The organism is Actinophytocola sp. (genome assembly GCF_035942955.1).
Taxonomy (GTDB): domain Bacteria; phylum Actinomycetota; class Actinomycetes; order Mycobacteriales; family Pseudonocardiaceae; genus DASYTH01.
Genome location: NZ_DASZCQ010000018.1, coordinates 1 through 17,889 on the forward strand (window position 1 = coordinate 1; position 17,889 = coordinate 17,889).

Annotated in this window: 12 protein-coding genes; 8 read left to right on the top strand and 4 right to left on the bottom strand. The window is 70.3% G+C overall.

The annotated features are described in order from the left end of the window. On the bottom strand, positions 1–1,092 hold a 1,092-nt coding region (locus VGX25_RS01415), incomplete at its 3' end, for a nitrate- and nitrite sensing domain-containing protein (RefSeq protein ID WP_326915655.1). A 344-nt stretch (positions 1,093–1,436) separates the two neighbouring features. Between VGX25_RS01415 and VGX25_RS01420 the strand changes: the two genes are divergently transcribed. Further along, positions 1,437–3,653, top strand: a complete 2,217-nt coding sequence (locus tag VGX25_RS01420; protein ID WP_326915656.1) for a xanthine dehydrogenase family protein molybdopterin-binding subunit — start codon at positions 1,437–1,439, stop codon at positions 3,651–3,653. 14 nt (positions 3,654–3,667) lie between these two features. Then, positions 3,668–4,120 carry a (2Fe-2S)-binding protein gene (locus VGX25_RS01425; protein WP_326915657.1) on the top strand — a complete coding sequence of 151 codons (453 nt, stop codon included), beginning with the start codon at positions 3,668–3,670 and terminating at the stop codon, positions 4,118–4,120. Between the two features lie 46 nt (positions 4,121–4,166). Here the strand turns inward: VGX25_RS01425 and VGX25_RS01430 are convergent, their stop codons facing one another. Further along, positions 4,167–5,570 carry a hypothetical protein gene (locus VGX25_RS01430; RefSeq protein WP_326915658.1) on the bottom strand — a complete coding sequence of 468 codons (1,404 nt, stop codon included), beginning with the start codon at positions 5,568–5,570 and terminating at the stop codon, positions 4,167–4,169. A 52-nt stretch (positions 5,571–5,622) separates the two neighbouring features. After that, entirely contained in the window at positions 5,623–6,255 is a 633-nt protein-coding gene (locus tag VGX25_RS01435) for a hypothetical protein (protein ID WP_326915659.1), read from the bottom strand. A 241-nt stretch (positions 6,256–6,496) separates the two neighbouring features. Here VGX25_RS01435 and VGX25_RS01440 point away from each other — a divergent pair, with 241 nt between their 5' ends. The 6 genes from VGX25_RS01440 (at position 6,497) to VGX25_RS01465 (ending at position 16,881) form a co-directional block, all read left to right on the top strand. After that, on the top strand, positions 6,497–7,705 hold the full coding sequence (locus tag VGX25_RS01440) for a hypothetical protein (protein WP_326915660.1): 1,209 nt from the start codon (positions 6,497–6,499) through the stop codon (positions 7,703–7,705). Between the two features lie 316 nt (positions 7,706–8,021). Beyond that, positions 8,022–9,941: a 4-alpha-glucanotransferase gene (malQ, locus tag VGX25_RS01445; RefSeq protein ID WP_326915661.1), complete on the top strand. Its 1,920-nt coding sequence runs from the start codon at positions 8,022–8,024 to the stop codon at positions 9,939–9,941. A 2-nt stretch (positions 9,942–9,943) separates the two neighbouring features. Next, complete coding sequence (gene glgX, locus VGX25_RS01450) at positions 9,944–12,079, top strand: glycogen debranching protein GlgX (RefSeq protein ID WP_326915662.1); 2,136 nt, start codon at positions 9,944–9,946, stop codon at positions 12,077–12,079. Positions 12,080–12,170: 91 nt separating this feature from the next. Continuing rightward, positions 12,171–14,351, top strand: a complete 2,181-nt coding sequence (gene treY / locus VGX25_RS01455) for a malto-oligosyltrehalose synthase (RefSeq protein WP_326915663.1) — start codon at positions 12,171–12,173, stop codon at positions 14,349–14,351. After that, positions 14,348–16,066 carry a malto-oligosyltrehalose trehalohydrolase gene (gene treZ, locus VGX25_RS01460; protein WP_326915664.1) on the top strand — a complete coding sequence of 573 codons (1,719 nt, stop codon included), beginning with the start codon at positions 14,348–14,350 and terminating at the stop codon, positions 16,064–16,066. Before treY ends, treZ begins: the two co-directional genes overlap by 4 nt. A 77-nt stretch (positions 16,067–16,143) precedes the next feature. Next, on the top strand, positions 16,144–16,881 hold the full coding sequence (locus VGX25_RS01465; RefSeq protein ID WP_326915665.1) for an alpha/beta hydrolase: 738 nt from the start codon (positions 16,144–16,146) through the stop codon (positions 16,879–16,881). Here the strand turns inward: VGX25_RS01465 and VGX25_RS01470 are convergent. Continuing rightward, positions 16,878–17,828 carry an ATP-dependent DNA ligase gene (locus VGX25_RS01470; RefSeq protein ID WP_326915666.1) on the bottom strand — a complete coding sequence of 317 codons (951 nt, stop codon included), beginning with the start codon at positions 17,826–17,828 and terminating at the stop codon, positions 16,878–16,880. The two genes, VGX25_RS01465 and VGX25_RS01470, sit on opposite strands and share 4 nt — an antisense overlap. Between the last annotated feature and the right edge of the window lie 61 nt (positions 17,829–17,889).

Sequence of the window (17,889 nt, forward strand, 5' to 3'; positions counted from 1 at the left end):
GATCGTGGCCACGATCCGTGGCAGCCCGTTGTGGGCCAGGTCCAGGGTCTGCCGGCGTAGCGCGCGCAGCCGCCCGACCAGCCGCCGGGACAGCCGCAGCGCGACGCCGATCGCGACCGCGGCGATGACCAGGATCCCGACCCCGGCGAGCATCGAGGCGACGAACGTGGCGTTGCCCCGGTTGGTCGCGAGGTTGGCCGCGTGCCGGGAATGCGAGACGTACAGCCCGATCAGGCCGTTGCTCACCTGCCGGGCGGCGGTCTCCCAGGCGGACACGTCGAACGAGGCCGAGCTCACGCCCGGACCGCGGGCCATCAGCGAGTTGTCCCCGTCGACCAGCGTCTTCCAGCTCGGGGTCTTCTTCAGCTCGGCGTAGCTGGCCTGCTCCTGCGGGGTCATCCTGGGCAGCACCGACTCGGCCTGCTCGTGGTACATGCCGAGCTGGTGTGCCATCTCGTGGAACTGCGGCCCGTCGAGGCCGGTCGCGATGGCCCGCACCGCCATGGCGTGCGCGCGCGCCATGGCCTCCGCGGACTTGAACAGGTCGTAGCTGATCATCTGCTCGAACCCGACCTCGGCGTCGGCGGCCGACCGGGCGATGCCCTGGATGACCGCGCCGCACAGGTCGAGCAGGTCGTTGAAGACGTCGTAACCGTGCCAGGTCGGCACCGCGCCGGTGTCGACCTGCACCCGCATCGCCGGGATCCCGTGCGCCGCCTCGTTGAGCCGCGCCAGGGCGACGCGCAGGTCCTCGGGCGCGCCGTCGGCGAGCCGGTCGGTCGTCTCCTGCAGGTCCGACATCGCCTCGTCGACGCGGCGGCGCTGCGCGTCAAGCTCGGGCTGGCCGCTGCCGTCGGCCTGGCGCAGCAGCGTCAGCCGGCGCTCCTCCTGCGTGTCGACCACGAAGCGGGAGATCGGCTCGAGCGCGCCGCGCACGTCGTCGGCGAACCCGCTCACCTGCAGGCCCTGCTTGACCAGGTACGTGGCCAGTGCGGCACCGACGACCAGGATCGCGATGCTGGGAACGAGCGCGATGAACAGCACCTGAGTCCAGATCGTGGTGCCCTTGCGCCGCGGCTTGTGTGCGCGCATCCAGACGTCCCACGCCTTCCTGTGGATCACCCTGGGGGTTCGGACCTGACTGAGCGGACTCCGCTGCGCCGATCTCGAGAGGTTAGGAACGGACGCCCACCAACGTCAACTAGCCGGGGATTAGGGGATTAGGGGGTGACTCCCCCATTTTCCCGAGGGGTCGTCCGGGGGCATTGCGCCGGTCCGGGCCGGTTACTACAGTTCCGCCGAACTGAACGGTCATTCCGCTTCGGGCGCTTGGTTGGGAGCGTCCTGTCGGGCCGGTCGCGCCGCCGGCCTGAACCGTGGTTCCGCGCCACCGGCGCCGTTTCACGGAACTCGTCCCAGTTCGACAAGGATTCAGGATGCCCATTCCACCCGACGGTGACTCGCGGATGAAGGTGGGGCGCCGGGGAGTGCTCGCGTTCCTCGTCGCCGCCCCGACGCTGACCGTCGCCGTCCGGCTCGGGATGGGCGCGGAGGCCGCCCCAACCCCCGCGTCCATCCCGAGCCTTCCCGACGTGTCGGACTTCGCCGACCTCGGCGATCTGCTGACCGCCGCCGCCCTGCCCACCTCGCGCCTGCTGACGCTGCAGATCACGACCGCGAACCGGGTCGTGCTCGAGCTGCCCCGAGCCGAGGTGGGCCAGGGCATCAGCACCGCCGTCGCGATGATCGTCGCCGACGAGCTGGACGCCCGTCTGTCCGATGTGGATACTCCGCTGTCGGATGCCAGAAGGGCGCTGGTGTGGAACCAGCTGACCGGCGGGTCCAACTCGGTGCGCTCGCTGTACGGGCCGGTGCGGGCGCTGGCCGCCGAGGCCCGCGCCCGGCTGGTGACCGCCGCCGCGCAGCGGTGGGACCTGCCCGCTGATCGGCTGGTCACCCGGGACACCAGGGTCGTCGCGCCGGACGGCCGGACCGCGACGTACGGTTCGCTGTCGGCGGCCGCGGCCAAGGTGACCGCGCCGGCCGTGTCGGCGCGGCCGAAGCCGGAGAGCCAGCACAGGGTGATCGGCCGGCCGACCCGGCGGGTCGACGCGCGCGCCCTGGTCACCGGATCGGCCGAGTTCGCGCTCGACGTGGCGGTGCCCGGCGCGATGGCGGCCGTGGTCGCGCGCCCGCCGACCATCGGCGGCACGGTGGCGTCGGTGGACGACTCGGCGGCCAAGGGGATGCCCGGCGTGGTGGCCGTGGCGCGGATCCCGACCGGGGTCGCCGTCGTGGCCGAGACCTTCGGCCAGGCGATCGCCGCCAGGGACGCGCTGAAGATCTCCTGGGGTCCCGGCCCGGTATCCGAGTTGTCCGATGTGGACATTCGGCGGCAGTTGCGCGCGGCCGTACCGCCGTTCGGGCCGCTGTCCCTGCTCACCCCGCGCATCGACGCCGAGTTCGACTTCGCGTTCGTCCCGCACGCGCCGATGGAGACCAACTGCGCGGTCGCCGACGTGCGCGCGGACCGGGCCGAGATCTGGGCGTCGTCGAAGACCCCGATCTACGCCCAGCAGACCATCGCCGCCGAGCTCGGCCTGCCGCAGGACCGGGTGACCATGCACGTCACAAGGGGCGGCGGCTCGTTCGGCCGCAAGCTGTTCTTCGACGCCGCGCTCGAAGCCGCGCAGGTCTCAAGGAAGGTCGGCCGTCCGATCCGTCTCATGTGGACCAGAGCGGACGACGTGCGGCACGGGCGGATGCGCCCGGCCACCCATCACAGGCTGCGGGTCACCCACGCCGCCGGGCAGGTGCTGTCCTACGAGCACCGGGTGGCAAGCGTGCAGACCGACTTCCGGACCGGCATCGGCGAGGCCCTTTCGGCCATGTTCGCCGACCTGGTGCCGCCCGCGTACCCGCAGCTGGTTTTCCGGCTCACCGAGAAGGTGCCGTACAACTTCGGGCTGGTCACCGAGCTGCTCAACGAGATCCCGCTGAAGCTGAACACGGCGAGCTGGCGGTCGGTGTACTCGGCGACCGTGCGGGCCGCCGAGGAGATCATGGTCGACGAGGTCGCGCGCAAGCTCGGCCGGGACCCGGTGGCGTTCCGCCGCGCGACGCTCCAGACGGCCCGCGGGCGGGCGGTGCTGGACGCGGTGGCGTCCCGCGGCAAGTGGGGCCGGCCCATGCCCGCCGGGCACGCCCAGGGCGTCGCGTACCACGAGGAGTACAAGTCCTGCACGGCCTGCCTGGTCGAGATCGACGCCACGGACCCACGCCGGCCGCGGGTCACAAGGGCGACCATCGTGGCCGATGTCGGCCGGCCGATCAACCCGAAGGGCCTCGAGGCGCAGCTGCTCGGCGGCCTGACGGACGGGATCTCCACCATCCTGCAGGCCGGCGCGCACATCGACCACGGATTGCCGCTGGAGAGCAGCTTCTCCGACTTCCGCTACGCCAGGCAGCGGCACACGCCGTCCGATGTAGACATCCACATCATGCCGGCCACCGGCGAGCCGGGCGGCGCCGGCGAGCTCGGCGTGCCCGCCGCCGCCGGCGCCGTGGCCAACGCCTACGCCAGGGCGACGGGCACCAGCCCGCGGTCGTTCCCGATCAACTTCGACGTCGACTTCACCCCGTTGCCCCGCTGAGGAGTTACGCCTTCATGCCCCGCTATTCCTTCACCGTCAACGGGAAACCCGTCACCGTCGAAGCCCCCGCCGACCTGGCGCTACTCTGGGTGCTGCGGGACAAGCTCGGCATCACCGGCCCCAAGTACGGCTGCGGCGTCGGCGTCTGCCGCGCCTGCACCAGCCACCTCGACGGCGCCGAGATCCAGCCCTGCGTCACGCCCGTCGCCGACTGCGCCGGCCGCGAGGTCACCACCATCGAAGGCCTCGCCGACGGCGACACCCTGCACCCGGTCCAACAGGCCTGGCTCGACGAGGACGTCGCCCAATGCGGCTTCTGCCAACCCGGCCAGATCATGGCCGCCGTCGCGCTCCTCCGCCGCACCCCCAACCCCACCGACGAAGACATCGACAAAGTAGAGAACGTCTGCCGCTGCGGCACCTACTTCCGCATCCGCCAAGCCATCAAAAAAGCGGCCGCCCACTGACCCACCGCATCCCCGCACCACGCCGGCACAGCCGGCCGAGGTGATGCTAGAAGACGGCACGAAGATTCCTGACGGCACCCACTGTGGTATACGACCGATCACCAGCCCAGGTCATTTCAACGTTTATTCCGTTCCCCGCCACTGAATCCTGGGGAACACGGACGAGAACATAGAAGCAGATTTCCTGCTGTCCCGGGTCGGAACTGAAATCGCAGTTATCGGAATTGATCTGCCGGCACTCGCCATGTTCGGGGAGGTAGAGAACCCCTTGTCCAACGACGGTGATCCTCGTCAGGGGAGTCTCATAGGAGGCGCCCGCCGGGTGCCGATTGATCGTGGTGACCTGAATATTGATGTTCACGGTGTTGTCGAGGGCTGGAACCTGGCACACGCCGGGGTCCGTGGTGGGCGGCTCGAGGGTGACTGCAACACGGACATGGCCCTCGCGATGCCCAATTATGGTAGGCGGGCCACAAGTCGGAAGGCCGCACCCTTCCCCGCCGATCTTATATTCGTAATCAACATCGAAGTCTTGCTCGACCGTTCTCCCTCGGGGATCGCTGGTCGCGACTTCCGGTGCGTCGGCCGCGGGTTCTGAAGCACCGGTACCGGTCCGTCCGCCGCCGTCGGTGGCGATTTGCACCACGCCCCAGGTGCCGAAGGACACCAGCAGGACGGCAATCGCAATAATTGCGGCAATCAATGCTCGCCCGCCACTGGTGTTGTTGATTGTCATGGGCCCGACCGAGAATTGGCTGCGTCGCATCGGTCCCACGGTTATGTGCTGGGACACGTCGATTGGGCCCGCGCTGTGCGGAGCGGTTCCTACGCGGCGTGCCGGGATTGGCCGGACGAGATTGGCGGGGTTGGGCGGGTATGGATGGTCGGGCAGGCTGATCCAGCCGACCGTGCTGGTTTCTTTCTCGTCGACCTGGACCGGGCGATACGTGGCAGGATCGATCACGCCACTGTGCCGTACGACCTCGTCGAAGAACCATTCGGACGTGATCACCGCGAGCATGCCGGGTGATTGACCGAGTGCGGTCTTCACTGGTTGGCAGTCCACGAGCCGGAACGTCAGGTTGACCGATGCGGCGGTGACCCCATATGGGTCATAGGTGACTTCTCCGGCGTGTACGGCCATGCGTAGCCGGATCTGCTCCTCGGCGGGATGCCTGGCGTTGTATTCGCGCAATGCCGCCGCCAGCGCATCCGGAACGAGGTCGACGAACAATGTCTTGGGGGTAGTGGCGGGCGCCAGTATGAACACGGCATCGCCGCGGTCATGATGATCGCATTCGTCCCATGGGACGCCCGCGTGATCGAATGCCCGGCGCAGCACGCGGTACAGCCCTTCGCGGACCGTGACCTGGTGGATGTTGGTCCGGCTGTGATCACCAAAACCTTCGACGTCGGCCACCACAATGGTGCGATGCACCGGTTGTGCCATCGTCTCACCCGCTCATCGGATCCACGCCGCGCGACGCCAGGGCACAGCATAGTCAAAATCCCCACGACTTGCCGGCCGGGCGCAAATCTGTCAGGTCCGACGGGAGCCACAGCCAGGCGGGTTCGGAGAACTCCTTTCTGACGACGTCGACCCGCCGGAACGTCCCGAGGTAGGACGGTAGCGGACCGGATCGAACCAGGTACTGGTAAAGGGTGTCCGCGACGACGGCGACGAGATCGGAGTTCGGATGATCCTCCACCGCCTGACGGATCGGCTCGCAGTCGTTGAGCCGGCTCAGGTCCACGACGAGCGGGCCGGTCGTACCCCGCTCGCCATAACCAACCAACCCGAAGCCGACGGCCATCCGTATCCGCATGGGGTCGCCGGACGGGGCATTCTCGCGCACGAGTCGGTTGGCGGCCGCCATGAGCAGCCCTGGAAGCATTGTGGTGGGATCCACACCGGCGGGAAAGAACACCAGCACGCTGTCTCCGGATCTGCCGTCGATCCAGGCCTCGTCCCGCTCGATGCCGATGTCGGCGAGAATCGAGACGACGAGCGAGTTCAACCTGGTCTCAACCCAGGCCTGAGCTTGCCAGGTGCGTCGACCGTATCCGACCACGTCGAGGACGAAGCCCATACGGGGGCATAGCGTTGATTTCGGGACATACACATCGTGGCTCATCGGGCTTCGCCCCTCGGTAACGAAGTTGGGTCACCACTCGACACCCCAAGGACCGACGAGGGTGCGGCCACCGAGAAGTGTCCAAGCCCACGGTAGAACGCGGACGTGCCGGGACAGCCCCGGCAGCGGCTGATCTTTCGCAGCCATGGTTGGTTTCTCGTCGTCGGGGCCGGCGGCAGCTCGTTGACCGTCGCCGCGGCTGGTCTATTGTCGTCAGCCGTAGTCGGCCGAGCCGGAGGGAATGGTGACCGAGTCTACGTCGCCACTCGAGCGCGCATTGCGGTGGCTGGCGACCCGACCGCTGCAGAAGCCGTTCGGCCTGCTGGTTCACGCTTTGGAAGATCCGAATGGTGAGTCGGCGGCCCACCTCATGCCGCTGTTGGATCCCACCGCTTCAATGCCGGGTGGCACACCGCAGACGCGGGCACTCGCCGTCTGGGGCCTGATCATCGACACGATCGACAAGATTGGACCGACGAAAGACTCCAGGCGCCGCAACGCCCTGGTCGCCGCGTTCCGGCTGCCGCGCCGTCCGGAGATCAAAGAGCCATGGAGGTCGACCCTCGACAGCCGGTTTCATCAATTGATGGACCTGCCCGGCATCTTCGGCGATCCACCGCCCGTCACCATCACACCGATGCACAAGGCCTGGACACGCGCCGTCCACGAACGGCTGACGCCGATGCTGCGAGAACGCCTCACGGACCTCGCTGTGAACGGTCCCGCATGGATGCCATACGTCGAGATCGGTCGAGCGACGGAAGCCGAGATCGCCAATGACCCGCAACCCACCGACGAGACGGCTGACTCGACAACTGGCTACCGTCAGCCATCCCCTGGCGCACAGCCCTTGTTTATGGATCTGTTCGTGACCACCGTGTTCATGCGGGGGCGGACGGTCTATCGCCGCATCACCGAGCGCCTCATCACGGCGCGCGAGGACAACGTGGAGGCCTATCTTGCCAGGGCGCTGGCGGGACCGACTCGTGACCCGGCCGATGTCCCGGTTCGGGGTCTGTGGGGTTGCCGGGCGGAGCCTCTAGTAGCATCGCGCAGCGGTGCCCCGGCTCTCACCAAGCTGTGGTTCCCCACGCCCCTGAGGCGGGGTGAGAAGCACTACTTCTCGTCAGAAACGATCAATGAGAACCTAACTGAAGAACGACTCCGGGTTAATGTCGAGATCGACCATCACGGTATAGCCCCGGGTCGGCGGCTGCACGGGCTTGTTCCCGTCAGCGGATTGACCATCCGCGTCCGTTTCGACCCCGACTGTGTGCCGCAGGCGTGTTGGTATTACGGCGAACAGACCGAACGTGAGCGGCTCCAAAGGCCACCGGACGGCGACCCACACTTGTTGACCATCATCGGGGGCGCCGTAGAACACACCTTCGCGGAAAAGTGTCATCCGCGTGAGAGTTACGGCATGTCGTTCTTGTGGCCCACTCCATGACGTGCATTGAACCCAGCCAGAAAGGAGGTGCTGCCATGTTCGGTGTTGGTGGTGGTGATGATGAAGACAACTACAGCAGCGAGAACTAGTCTGGTTCAGCAGCTTTTACGAAAAGAGCCACGCCCGGCAGCGGTGTGGTTTTTTCGTTCCCACCGTCCTCGGTGGAGGCCACGAGTGTGTGGCGGGCGGCGAGTGGTGGTGGATCGGGCGGGTCGCGGATGGTGGGCAGGGCGGGGGGCGAGCAAGTTGCCGAGTGTTGGGGGTCGTCCAGTGCTCGGCTGAGCCCGGCCGGCGGTCATGCGCGACAATGCCCGCGATGGACGACGAGCTGAGTGAGCTGGCCGCCGCGCACGGGGTGGCGACCTGGTACGAGGACACCGAGCGGCGGCGGGTCGACGTGGCGCAGGACGTGGTGGTCGCGGTGCTCGCCGAGCTGGGGGTGGACGCGAGCACGCCGTCGGCGGTCCGGTCCGGGCTGGCCGGGGCGCGGACGCCGGGCACGATTGTGATCAAGGAGGGGGAGCGGGCCGAGGTCGGGCACGGCGAGCTGGTCACCGAGGACGGCGCCACCGTGGCGATCACGGGGCGGCTGCCGGGGGACCTTCCGCTGGGGTGGCACACGTTCGGGCACGACGACGGCGAGGCTACCGTGGTGGTGACCCCGGCAAGGCTGCCGGCGGTGCGGCCGGCGTGGGGCTGGCAGGTGCAGCTGTATGCCTTGCGCTCCAAGGAGTCGTGGGGGATCGGGGACCTGGCCGACCTGCGCGGGCTGGTGGCCGGGTCGGCCGGCCTGGGGGCGGGGGTGGTGCTGGTCAACCCGGTGCAGGCGATCACGCCGGGGCTGCCGGTGCAGCGGTCGCCGTACTCGCCGTCGAGCCGGCGGTTCGTCAACCCGGTGTACCTGCGGGTGACCGACACCGCGGAGTTCCGCCGGGCCGACGAGCGGACCCGGCGGGCCGTGCTGGAGCTGACGCCGCCGTCGCCGAGGTTGATCAACTACGACGCGGTGTGGACGGCGAAGCTGGCGGCGCTGGAGCTGCTGTGGCCGGGAACCACCCAGGACCTCGAGCCGGAGCTGCGGGACTTCGCCACGTTCTGCGCGCTGGCCGAGCGGCACGGCCAGGACTGGCGGACCTGGCCCGCCGGGCTGCGCCACCCGGGCGGCCCGGACGTGGCGAAGGCGCGGGCGGAGCTGGCCGACCGGGTGGCGTTTCACGGGTGGCTGCAACGGTTGTGCGCCGAGCAGCTCGACGACGTCCATGCCACGGCCCGGGACTCGGGGGTCAGCGTTGTGCACGACCTGCCGATCGGGGCGATCCCGGGCGGCGCGGACGCGTGGGCGTTGCAGGACGTGCTGGCCGGCGACGTCCGGGTGGGCGCGCCGCCGGACGCGTTCAGCCAGCAGGGGCAGGACTGGAACCTGCCGCCGTGGCGGCCGGACCGGTTGGCGGCGTGCGGGTACCGGCCGTTCCGCGAGGTGATCCACAACGTGCTGGCGCACGCCGACGGGATCAGGGTGGACCACGTCGCCGGGCTGTGGCGGCTGTGGTGGATTCCGCCTGGGCGGCCGGCCAGCGAGGGCACCTACGTGCGCTACGACGCCGACGCGCTGCTGGGCATCCTGGCGCTGGAGGCGCACCGGGCCGGCGCGATCGTGGTCGGGGAGGACCTGGGGACGGTGCCGGACGAGGTCGCTCCGGCGATGCACGAGCGGGGGGTGCTCAGCTCGGCGGTGCTGTGGTTCCAGCGCGACGAGGACGCGCCGGGGAAACCGCTGCTGCCGCCGAGGGACTGGCCGGCGGCGGCGATGGCCAGCATCTCCACCCATGACCTGCCGACGGCCGCGGGGTTTCTGCGGGCCGAGCACGTCAAGGTGCGGGCCGGGCTGGGATTGCTGACCGACCCCGAGGCCGAGTTCACCCGCGCCGCCGCGGAGCGCAAGGAGCTGTTCGACCTGCTGGCCGCGCACGGGCTGCTCGGCGACGACCCCACCGAGGAGGACCTGGTGGTGGGCCTGCACGCGGTGCTGGCCACCGCGTCGAGCGCGCTGCTGCTGACCTCGCCGCAGGACGCGCTTGGCGACCCGCGGCAGCCGAACCTCCCCGGCACCATCGACGAGTACCCGAACTGGCGAATACCGCTGCCGGTGCCCGTCGACGAGCTCCTCACCCATCCGGGTGTGCTGCGAGCGGTGGAGTCACTTCGCATTGCGCGGCCGGGACCCTTACGGTCATAGGCGTGCAGCCATGGCCAGGTTCTCCGTACCCGCTCGGCGCGACCTATGACGGCGCCGGCACCAACTTCGCCCTGTTCTCCGAGGTGGCCGAGCGCGTCGAGCTCTGCCTGTTCGGCGCGGACGGCGCCGAGTCCGGCGTGTGGCTGCCGGAGTCCGACGGGTTCGTGCACCACGGCTACCTGCCCGGGATCGGTCCCGGCCAGCAGTACGGGTACCGGGTGTACGGGCCGTACGACCCGGCCAACGGCAAGCGGTGCAACCCGAACAAGCTGCTGCTCGACCCGTACGCCAAGGCGATCACCGGTCAGGTCGACTGGGACGAGTCGGTTTTCGGCTACACGTTCGCCGATCCGGAGCGGCGCAACGACGCCGACTCCGCGGCCCACACGGTCCGCGCGGTGGTGATCAATCCGTTCTTCGACTGGGCGAGCGACCGGCGGCCGAACGTGCCGTACAACGAGAGCGTCATCTACGAGGCGCACGTCCGCGGGCTGACCAGGCTGCACCCGGAGATTCCGGAACCGCTGCGCGGCACGTACGCCGGGCTGGCGCATCCGGTGATGATCGACTACCTGACCCGGCTCGGGATCACGGCGATCGAGCTGATGCCGGTGCACCAGTTCCTGCACGACCACGGGCTGGTGGCGCGGGGCATGCGCAACTACTGGGGCTACAACACGATCGGCTACTTCGCCCCGCACAGCGAGTACGCCGCGGTGCCCGGCGCGGGCAACCAGGTGCAGGAGTTCAAGGCGATGGTGCGCACCCTGCACGAGGCGGACATCGAGGTGATCCTCGACGTGGTCTACAACCACACCGCCGAGGGCAGCCACCTCGGTCCGACGCTGTCCATGCGCGGCATCGACAACGAGGCGTACTACCGGCTGGTCGACGACGACCGGCGGTTCTACATGGACTACACCGGCACCGGGAACTCGCTCAACGCGCGCAACCCGCACACCCTGCAGCTGATCATGGACTCGCTGCGCTACTGGGTCACCGAGATGCACGTCGACGGGTTCCGCTTCGACCTGGCCTCGACGCTGGCAAGGGAGTTCTACGACGTTGACCGGCTGTCGGCGTTCTTCGACATCGTCCAGCAGGATCCGGTGATCAGCCAGGTGAAGCTGATCGCCGAGCCGTGGGACGTCGGGCCGGGCGGCTACCAGGTGGGCAACTTCCCTCCACTGTGGACCGAATGGAATGGCATGTTCCGGGACACCGTGCGGGACTTCTGGCGCGGCGAGCCGGAGACGCTCGGCGAGTTCGGCTACCGGATCACCGGATCCTCCGACCTGTACCAGGACGACGGCCGGCGCCCGTACGCCTCGATCAACTTCGTCACCGCGCACGACGGGTTCACGCTGACCGACCTGGTGTCGTACAACCAGAAGCACAACGAGGCCAACGGCGAGGACAACCGGGACGGAGCCAACGACAACCGGTCGTGGAACTGCGGCGTGGAGGGGCCCACGTCGGACGAGAAGGTCAACGAGCTGCGGGCCAGGCAGCGGCGCAACCTCATCGCGACCATGTTCCTGTCCCAGGGCGTGCCGATGCTGCTGCACGGCGACGAGCTCGGCCGTACCCAGCGGGGCAACAACAACGCCTACTGCCAGGACAACGAGCTGTCCTGGGTGGACTGGTCGCTGCTCGAGCCCAACCGCGACCTGTTCGAGTTCACCGCCGCCGTCGCCGCGCTGCGCCGCAACCACCCGGTGTTCCGGCGACGCCGGTTCTTCGCCGGCCGGCCCATCCGCTCCGGCGACGAGCTGCGCGACATCGCCTGGTTCACCCCGGGCGGTGGGGAGATGTCCGAACAGGACTGGGAGTCCGACTTCGGCCGCAGCATCGTGGTGTTCCTCAACGGCGAGGGCATCCCCAGCCTCGACCGGCGCGGCGGGCGGATCGTGGACGACTCGTTCCTGCTGTGCTTCAACGCCCACCACGAGGACATCAAGGCGACCGTCCCGGACGCCAGCTACGGCGCGGAATGGGCGGTGGTGCTGGACACCGCGGACGGCGAGGTGCTCGACGGCGACCTGCCGATCGGCGTGCGCACGGTGGCCGCGGGTGGGCTGATCACCGTGGTGGCGCGCTCGCTGCTGGTGCTGCGCCGGGTCAAGGATTCGGCGTGAGCGGAGCTTGCGGAGCGAACCATCAAGTACTGCTCCGCCGCCGAGGGACGAGGCGGCGGGGTTGCCGGCACCGAGCTTGCGAGGTGCTGGCGTGACGGTGCCGAGTTCCACCTACCGGCTGCAGCTGCACGGCGGGTTCGATCTCGACGCGGCGGCCGGGCTGGTGGACTACCTGCGCCGGCTCGGGGTCGGCGCGGTGTACACCTCGCCGCTGCTGGCCGCCGCGCCCGGCTCGACGCACGGCTACGACGTCGTCGACCCGACCAGGGTGAACCCCGAGCTTGGCGGCGAACAGGCCCGCGGGCGCCTGGTGTCCGCGCTGCGCGAGGCCGGTCTGGGGCTGGTGGTGGACATCGTGCCCAACCACATGTCGGTCGCCGTGCCCAAGGCCAACCCGTGGTGGTGGGACGTGCTCGAGCACGGGCCACGATCGCGGTACGCCGGGTACTTCGACATCGACTGGGAGCGCGGCCCGCTGCTGCTGCCCGTGCTCGGCGACGACGGCGCCGAGCCGGACCTCGAGCTGCCGGACAGCCCGCACTACCAGCTGGTGTCCTGGCGGCGGGGCAACGCCGAGCTGGGCTACCGGCGGTTCTTCGACATCACCACGCTGGCCGGGGTTCGGGTCGAGCGTCCCGAGGTCTTCCACGACACGCATGCCGAGGTGCTGCGCTGGGCGAAGACCGGTGAGGTGGACGGGCTGCGCGTCGACCACCCGGACGGGCTGGCCGACCCCGGCGCGTACCTGCGAAACCTGCGGCTGGCCACGGGTTGCTGGCTGGTGGTGGAGAAGATCCTGCACCCGGGCGAGAACCTGCCGCCGTCCTGGCCGGTGCACGGCACCACCGGCTACGACGCGCTGCGCCAGATCTGCGGGGTGTTCGTCGACCCGGCGGGGGAGCGGACGATCACCCGGCTGGCCACCGAACTGGGCGTGGCCACGGACTTCGCCGCGGTCGACGAGCGGTGCCGGCGGCTGGTGGCAACCACCTCGCTGGTGGCCGAGATGCGCCGGATCGCCGCGCTGGTGCCGGATCTGCCCGAGGAGGCGGTGGCCGAGCTGATGGTGGCGTTCCCGGTGTACCGGTCCTACCTGCCGGAGGGGCTGGCGCACTGGGCGGCCGCGGTGGACCGGGTGCGGGCGAAGTGGCCGATCATGTCCACTGTGGACCAGATGGTCCGTGCCCGACCGGACGGCGAGCTGGCCAGGCGGATCCAGCAGACCTCCGGGATGGTGGTGGCCAAGGGCACCGAGGACACGGCGTTCTACCGCTACACCCGGTTCGTCGCGCTCAACGAGGTCGGCGGCGCGCCAGATCGGTTCGGCGTGCCCGTCGAGGAGTTCCACGCCGCCGCGACCGCCCGCGAGTCGGGCTGGCCGGCGGGCATGACCGCCCTGTCCACACACGACACCAAGCGGTCCGAGGACGTCCGCGCCCGGCTGGCCGCGCTGTCCGAGCTGCCGGACGAGTGGGCCGACGCGGTGCGCCGGTGGACGGCCCGGTATCCGCTTCCGGAGCCGTCGCTGAACCTGCTGGCCTGGCAGACCCTCGTCGGCGCCTGGCCCATCGACGCCGGGCGCCTCGTCGCCTACCTGGAGAAGGCCGCCCGGGAAGCCAAGCTCCGCACCTCGTGGACCGAGCAGGACGACGAGTTCGAGGCGGCGGTCCGCGCCTGGCCGGCGGCGGTCCTGGCCGACGAGTCGCTGGGGGTCGCCGGGCTCGTCGAGCGGATCCGGCCGGCCGGCTGGTCCAACTCGCTCGGCCAGAAGCTGGTCCAGCTCGCCGGTCCCGGCGTGCCCGACGTGTACCAGGGCACCGAGCTGCTCGATCTGTCCCTTGTGGACCCGGACAACCGCCGTCCGGTGGACTTCACCGCGCGGGCCCGGCTGCTCGACCGGTTGGAGGGCGGCTGGCTGCCGGCGGTCGACGACGAGGCGGCCAAGCTGCACGTGGTGCGCACGGTGCTGCGGCTGCGGCGGGACCGCCCGGAGCTGTTCACCGGGTACCGGCCCCTGCATGCCGAGGGGCCGGCCGCCGCACACGTGCTCGCCTTCGCCCGCGGCCCGGAGCGGGAGCTGGTCGCGGTGGCCACCCGGCTGCCGGTCGGGCTCGAGCGGGCCGGCGGCTGGCGCGACACCTTGCTGCCGCTCACCTCGGGTGCGGGCGTGTGGACCGATCTGTTGACCGGCAACGTGTTCGGGCCGTGGGCCGGTCTCGGCGACCTCCTGGCCAGGTACCCGGTGGCCCTCCTGGTACGAGGCGCACGGTGAGCACCTTCTCGGTCTGGGCACCGCACCGTGAGCGGGTGCGCCTGGCGATCGGCGGGGACGTGTATCCCATGAGCCGCGATGAGCGCGGCTGGTGGCATGCCGACGCCGACGGTGCCGACTATGCGTTCCTGCTCGACGATGACGAGACCCCGCTGCCCGATCCGCGGTCGGTGTGGCAGCCGCACGGCGTGCACGGACCGTCCCGCCGGTATTCCCATGACGCGTTCGACTGGACCGACCAGGGCTGGACGGGGCGAGCCCTGCCGGGCAGCGTGCTCTACGAGCTGCACATCGGCACCTTCACGCCCGAGGGGACGTTCGCCGCGGCGATCGGGCGGCTCGACCATTTGGTCGAGTTGGGGGTTGATCTGGTCGAGGTGATGCCGGTCAACGCGTTCGACGGGGTGGCCGGCTGGGGATACGACGGGGTGGCGTGGGGCGCGGTGCACGAGCCGTACGGCGGGCCGGACGGGTTCAAGTCCTTTGTGGATGCATGCCATGCGCGCGGGCTCGGGGTGCTGCTTGACGTGGTGTACAACCATCTGGGCCCGTCCGGGGCGTATCTCGACCGGTTCGGGCCGTACTTCGCCGGCCGCAACATCTGGGGACCCTCGCTCAACCTGGACGGGCCCGACTCCGACGAGGTGCGCCGGTACGTGCTGGACAACGCGCTCGGCTGGCTGCGCGACTTCCACGTCGACGGGCTGCGGCTGGACGCGGTGCATGCGCTCGTCGACCGCGGCGCCACGCACCTGCTCGAGCAGCTGGCCGTCGAGGTGGACGCGCTGGCGGCGGGGCTGCGCCGGCCGTTGACGCTGATCGCCGAGTCGGATCTCAACGACCCCAAGCTGATCACCTCGCGGGACGGCGGCGGGTACGGCCTTTCCGCGCAGTGGTCCGACGATGTGCACCACGCGCTGCACGTCGCGCTGACCGGCGAGACGCACGGCTACTACGCCGACTTCGGCGCCCCCGGCGCGCTCGCGACCACGCTGCGGTCGGCGTTCTTCCACGCCGGCACCTGGTCGTCGTTCCGCGGGCGCACCCACGGCCGGCCGGTCGACACCCGCCGGGTGCCCGGCCACCGGTTCGTGTGCTTCCTGCAGAACCACGACCAGATCGGCAACCGGGCCGCGGGCGACCGCATGTCGGCCGGCATCTCGCCGGCCCGCCTGCTGTGCGGCGCGGCGATCCTGCTCTGCTCGCCGTACACCCCGATGATCTTCATGGGGGAGGAGTGGGCGGCCGGCACCCCGTGGCAGTTCTTCGCGTCCTTCCCGGATCCCGAGCTGGCCGAGTCGGTCCGCGGCGGGCGGCGCAAGGAGTTCGCCGAGCACGGCTGGGGCGAGGCGGAGGTGCCCGATCCGATCGACCCGGCCACCGTCATCCGGTCCACACTGGACTGGACCGAACCGGCCGACCCGGCGCACCGCGCGGTGCTCGACATGTACCGCGCGCTCATCGCCCTACGCCGCGCGCACCCCGAGCTGGCCGACCCCCGCCTCGACCAGTTCGCTGTGGACACCGAGGGCGAGACCCTGGTGCTGCACCGCGGAACCCTGCGGGTGGCCGTCAACCTCGGCCACACCGCCGCCGAGATCACCCTGGACCCGCCGGCCGCCGAGGTCCTGCTCGCCTCGGCCCGGCCCACCGTGTCCGGCGCCGCGGTGACCCTACCCGCGGAGTCGTTCGCCGTGCTCGGTTCGACACACTGATCGCCATGTGGCGTGGGGTGGTGTATGGGGTTGCGGGGTTGGTTGCCGTGGTCCTGCTGGTCCTTACGCTGGCCTTCGTGTTTCAGCGGCGGTTGATCTACCTGCCGTCGGAGGGGCCGGTGCCGTCCGCGGGCACCGTGCTGCCGGGGGCGCGGGACGTGAGCTATGAGACGGCGGACGGGTTGCGGCTGGCGGGGTGGTTCGTGCCGGCGACGGGGCGCGAGCGGGGCGTGAGCGTGCTGGTGGCGCCGGGGAATGGGGGTGACCGGAGCTTGCGGGCGCCGTTGGCGAAGGCGTTGCGGGGGCGGGGGATGTCGGTGTTGCTGGTGGATTATCGGGGGTATGGCGGGAATCCGGGGGATCCGAGCGAGGAGGGGCTCGCCTTGGACGTCCGGGCGGCGCGGGCGTTTCTGGTTGCCGAGCGGCCCGCGGACCGGGTGATCTATTTCGGCGAGAGCCTTGGCGCGGCGGTGGTGACGGAGTTGGCCGTGGAGCATCCGCCGGACGGGTTGCTGTTGCGGTCGCCGTTCTTCGATCTGCCGGCGGTGGCCGGGGTGCACTATCCGCTGCTGCCGGTGCGGGCGCTGCTGCGGGATCGGTTTCCGGTGGCGGACCGGATCGGGCGGGTGCGGGCGCCGACGGTGGTGGTGCTGGGGACGGCCGACGACATCGTGCCGCCGGAGCAGAGCCGGGCGGTCGCGGCGGCGGCGCCGGGGCGGGCCACCCTCGTCGAGGTGGCCGGGGCGAACCACAACGACGCGGCGCTGCTCGACGGGCCGGAGCTGATCGGCGCCGTCGAGAAGCTGGCCGGCTAGGCGTCGCGGCGGGCGCGGGCGCGGCGCTTGCCCTCGTGCATGGCGGCGACGCGGGCGACGGGGATGGCGCGGCCCTCCTCGATGAGGTCGTCGGGCAGGCGTTGCGGCGCGGGCATTGCGGACGCCCAGGGGTCGCCGTCGCCGAGCAGGCGGGCGGCGGTGTGCACGGTGAAGTCGGCGGGCGAGACGCGGTCGAGGTCGTCCCAGGGGACCGGAAACGACACGGGCGTGCCCGGGCGGACCCGCGGGCTGTAGGCGGCCACCACGGTCGCGCCGAAGGACCGGGTCGAGTCGAGGAAGACCTTGCCGCCGCGATCCTCCTTGATGTACGCGGTGGTGGCGACCGTGGGGTCGACGCGCTCGGCCCGTGCGGCGATCGCCCTGGTCGCGGCGGCCGCCTCCTCGAGCGTCGCCGACTCGATCGGCACGAAGACGTGCACACCCTTGGCCCCGCTGGTCTTGACCGCGCCCGCAAGGCCGGAGTCGGCCAGCGCCTGCCGCACCAGCAGCGCGGCGCGCACGGCCATGGCGAACGCGTCGCCCTCCGGCGGGTCGAGGTCGAGCACGAGGTGGGTCGGGCGGTCCCACTGCTCGGCGCGCATCAGCGTCGGGTGGTACTCCACGGCCCGCTGGTTGGCGAACCACAGCAGGGTGCGGCGGTCGTCGCACAGCGCGTAGGACACCTCGCGCTTGGACGCCTCCGCCCACAGTTGCACCGTCCGCACCCACGACGGGGTGTACTTCGGCACGTTCTTCTGCATGAACGGCCCCTGACCGCGCAGCACCCGGATCACCGACAGCGGCCGGCCGGCCAGTCCCGGGAGGATCCGGTCCCGGACGGCGTCCAGGTAGTCCACCAGGTCCCGCTTGGTCGCCTCCGACCCCTCGAACAGCGGTTGGTCGAGGTTGGTCAGCGGCACCCCGTCGCGCTCCTCATCCGCAGCCACCCGATCACCCTCTCACGACCGGCGCCGCAACACCGGTGCAATCGATTGGGCCATGGTGCCC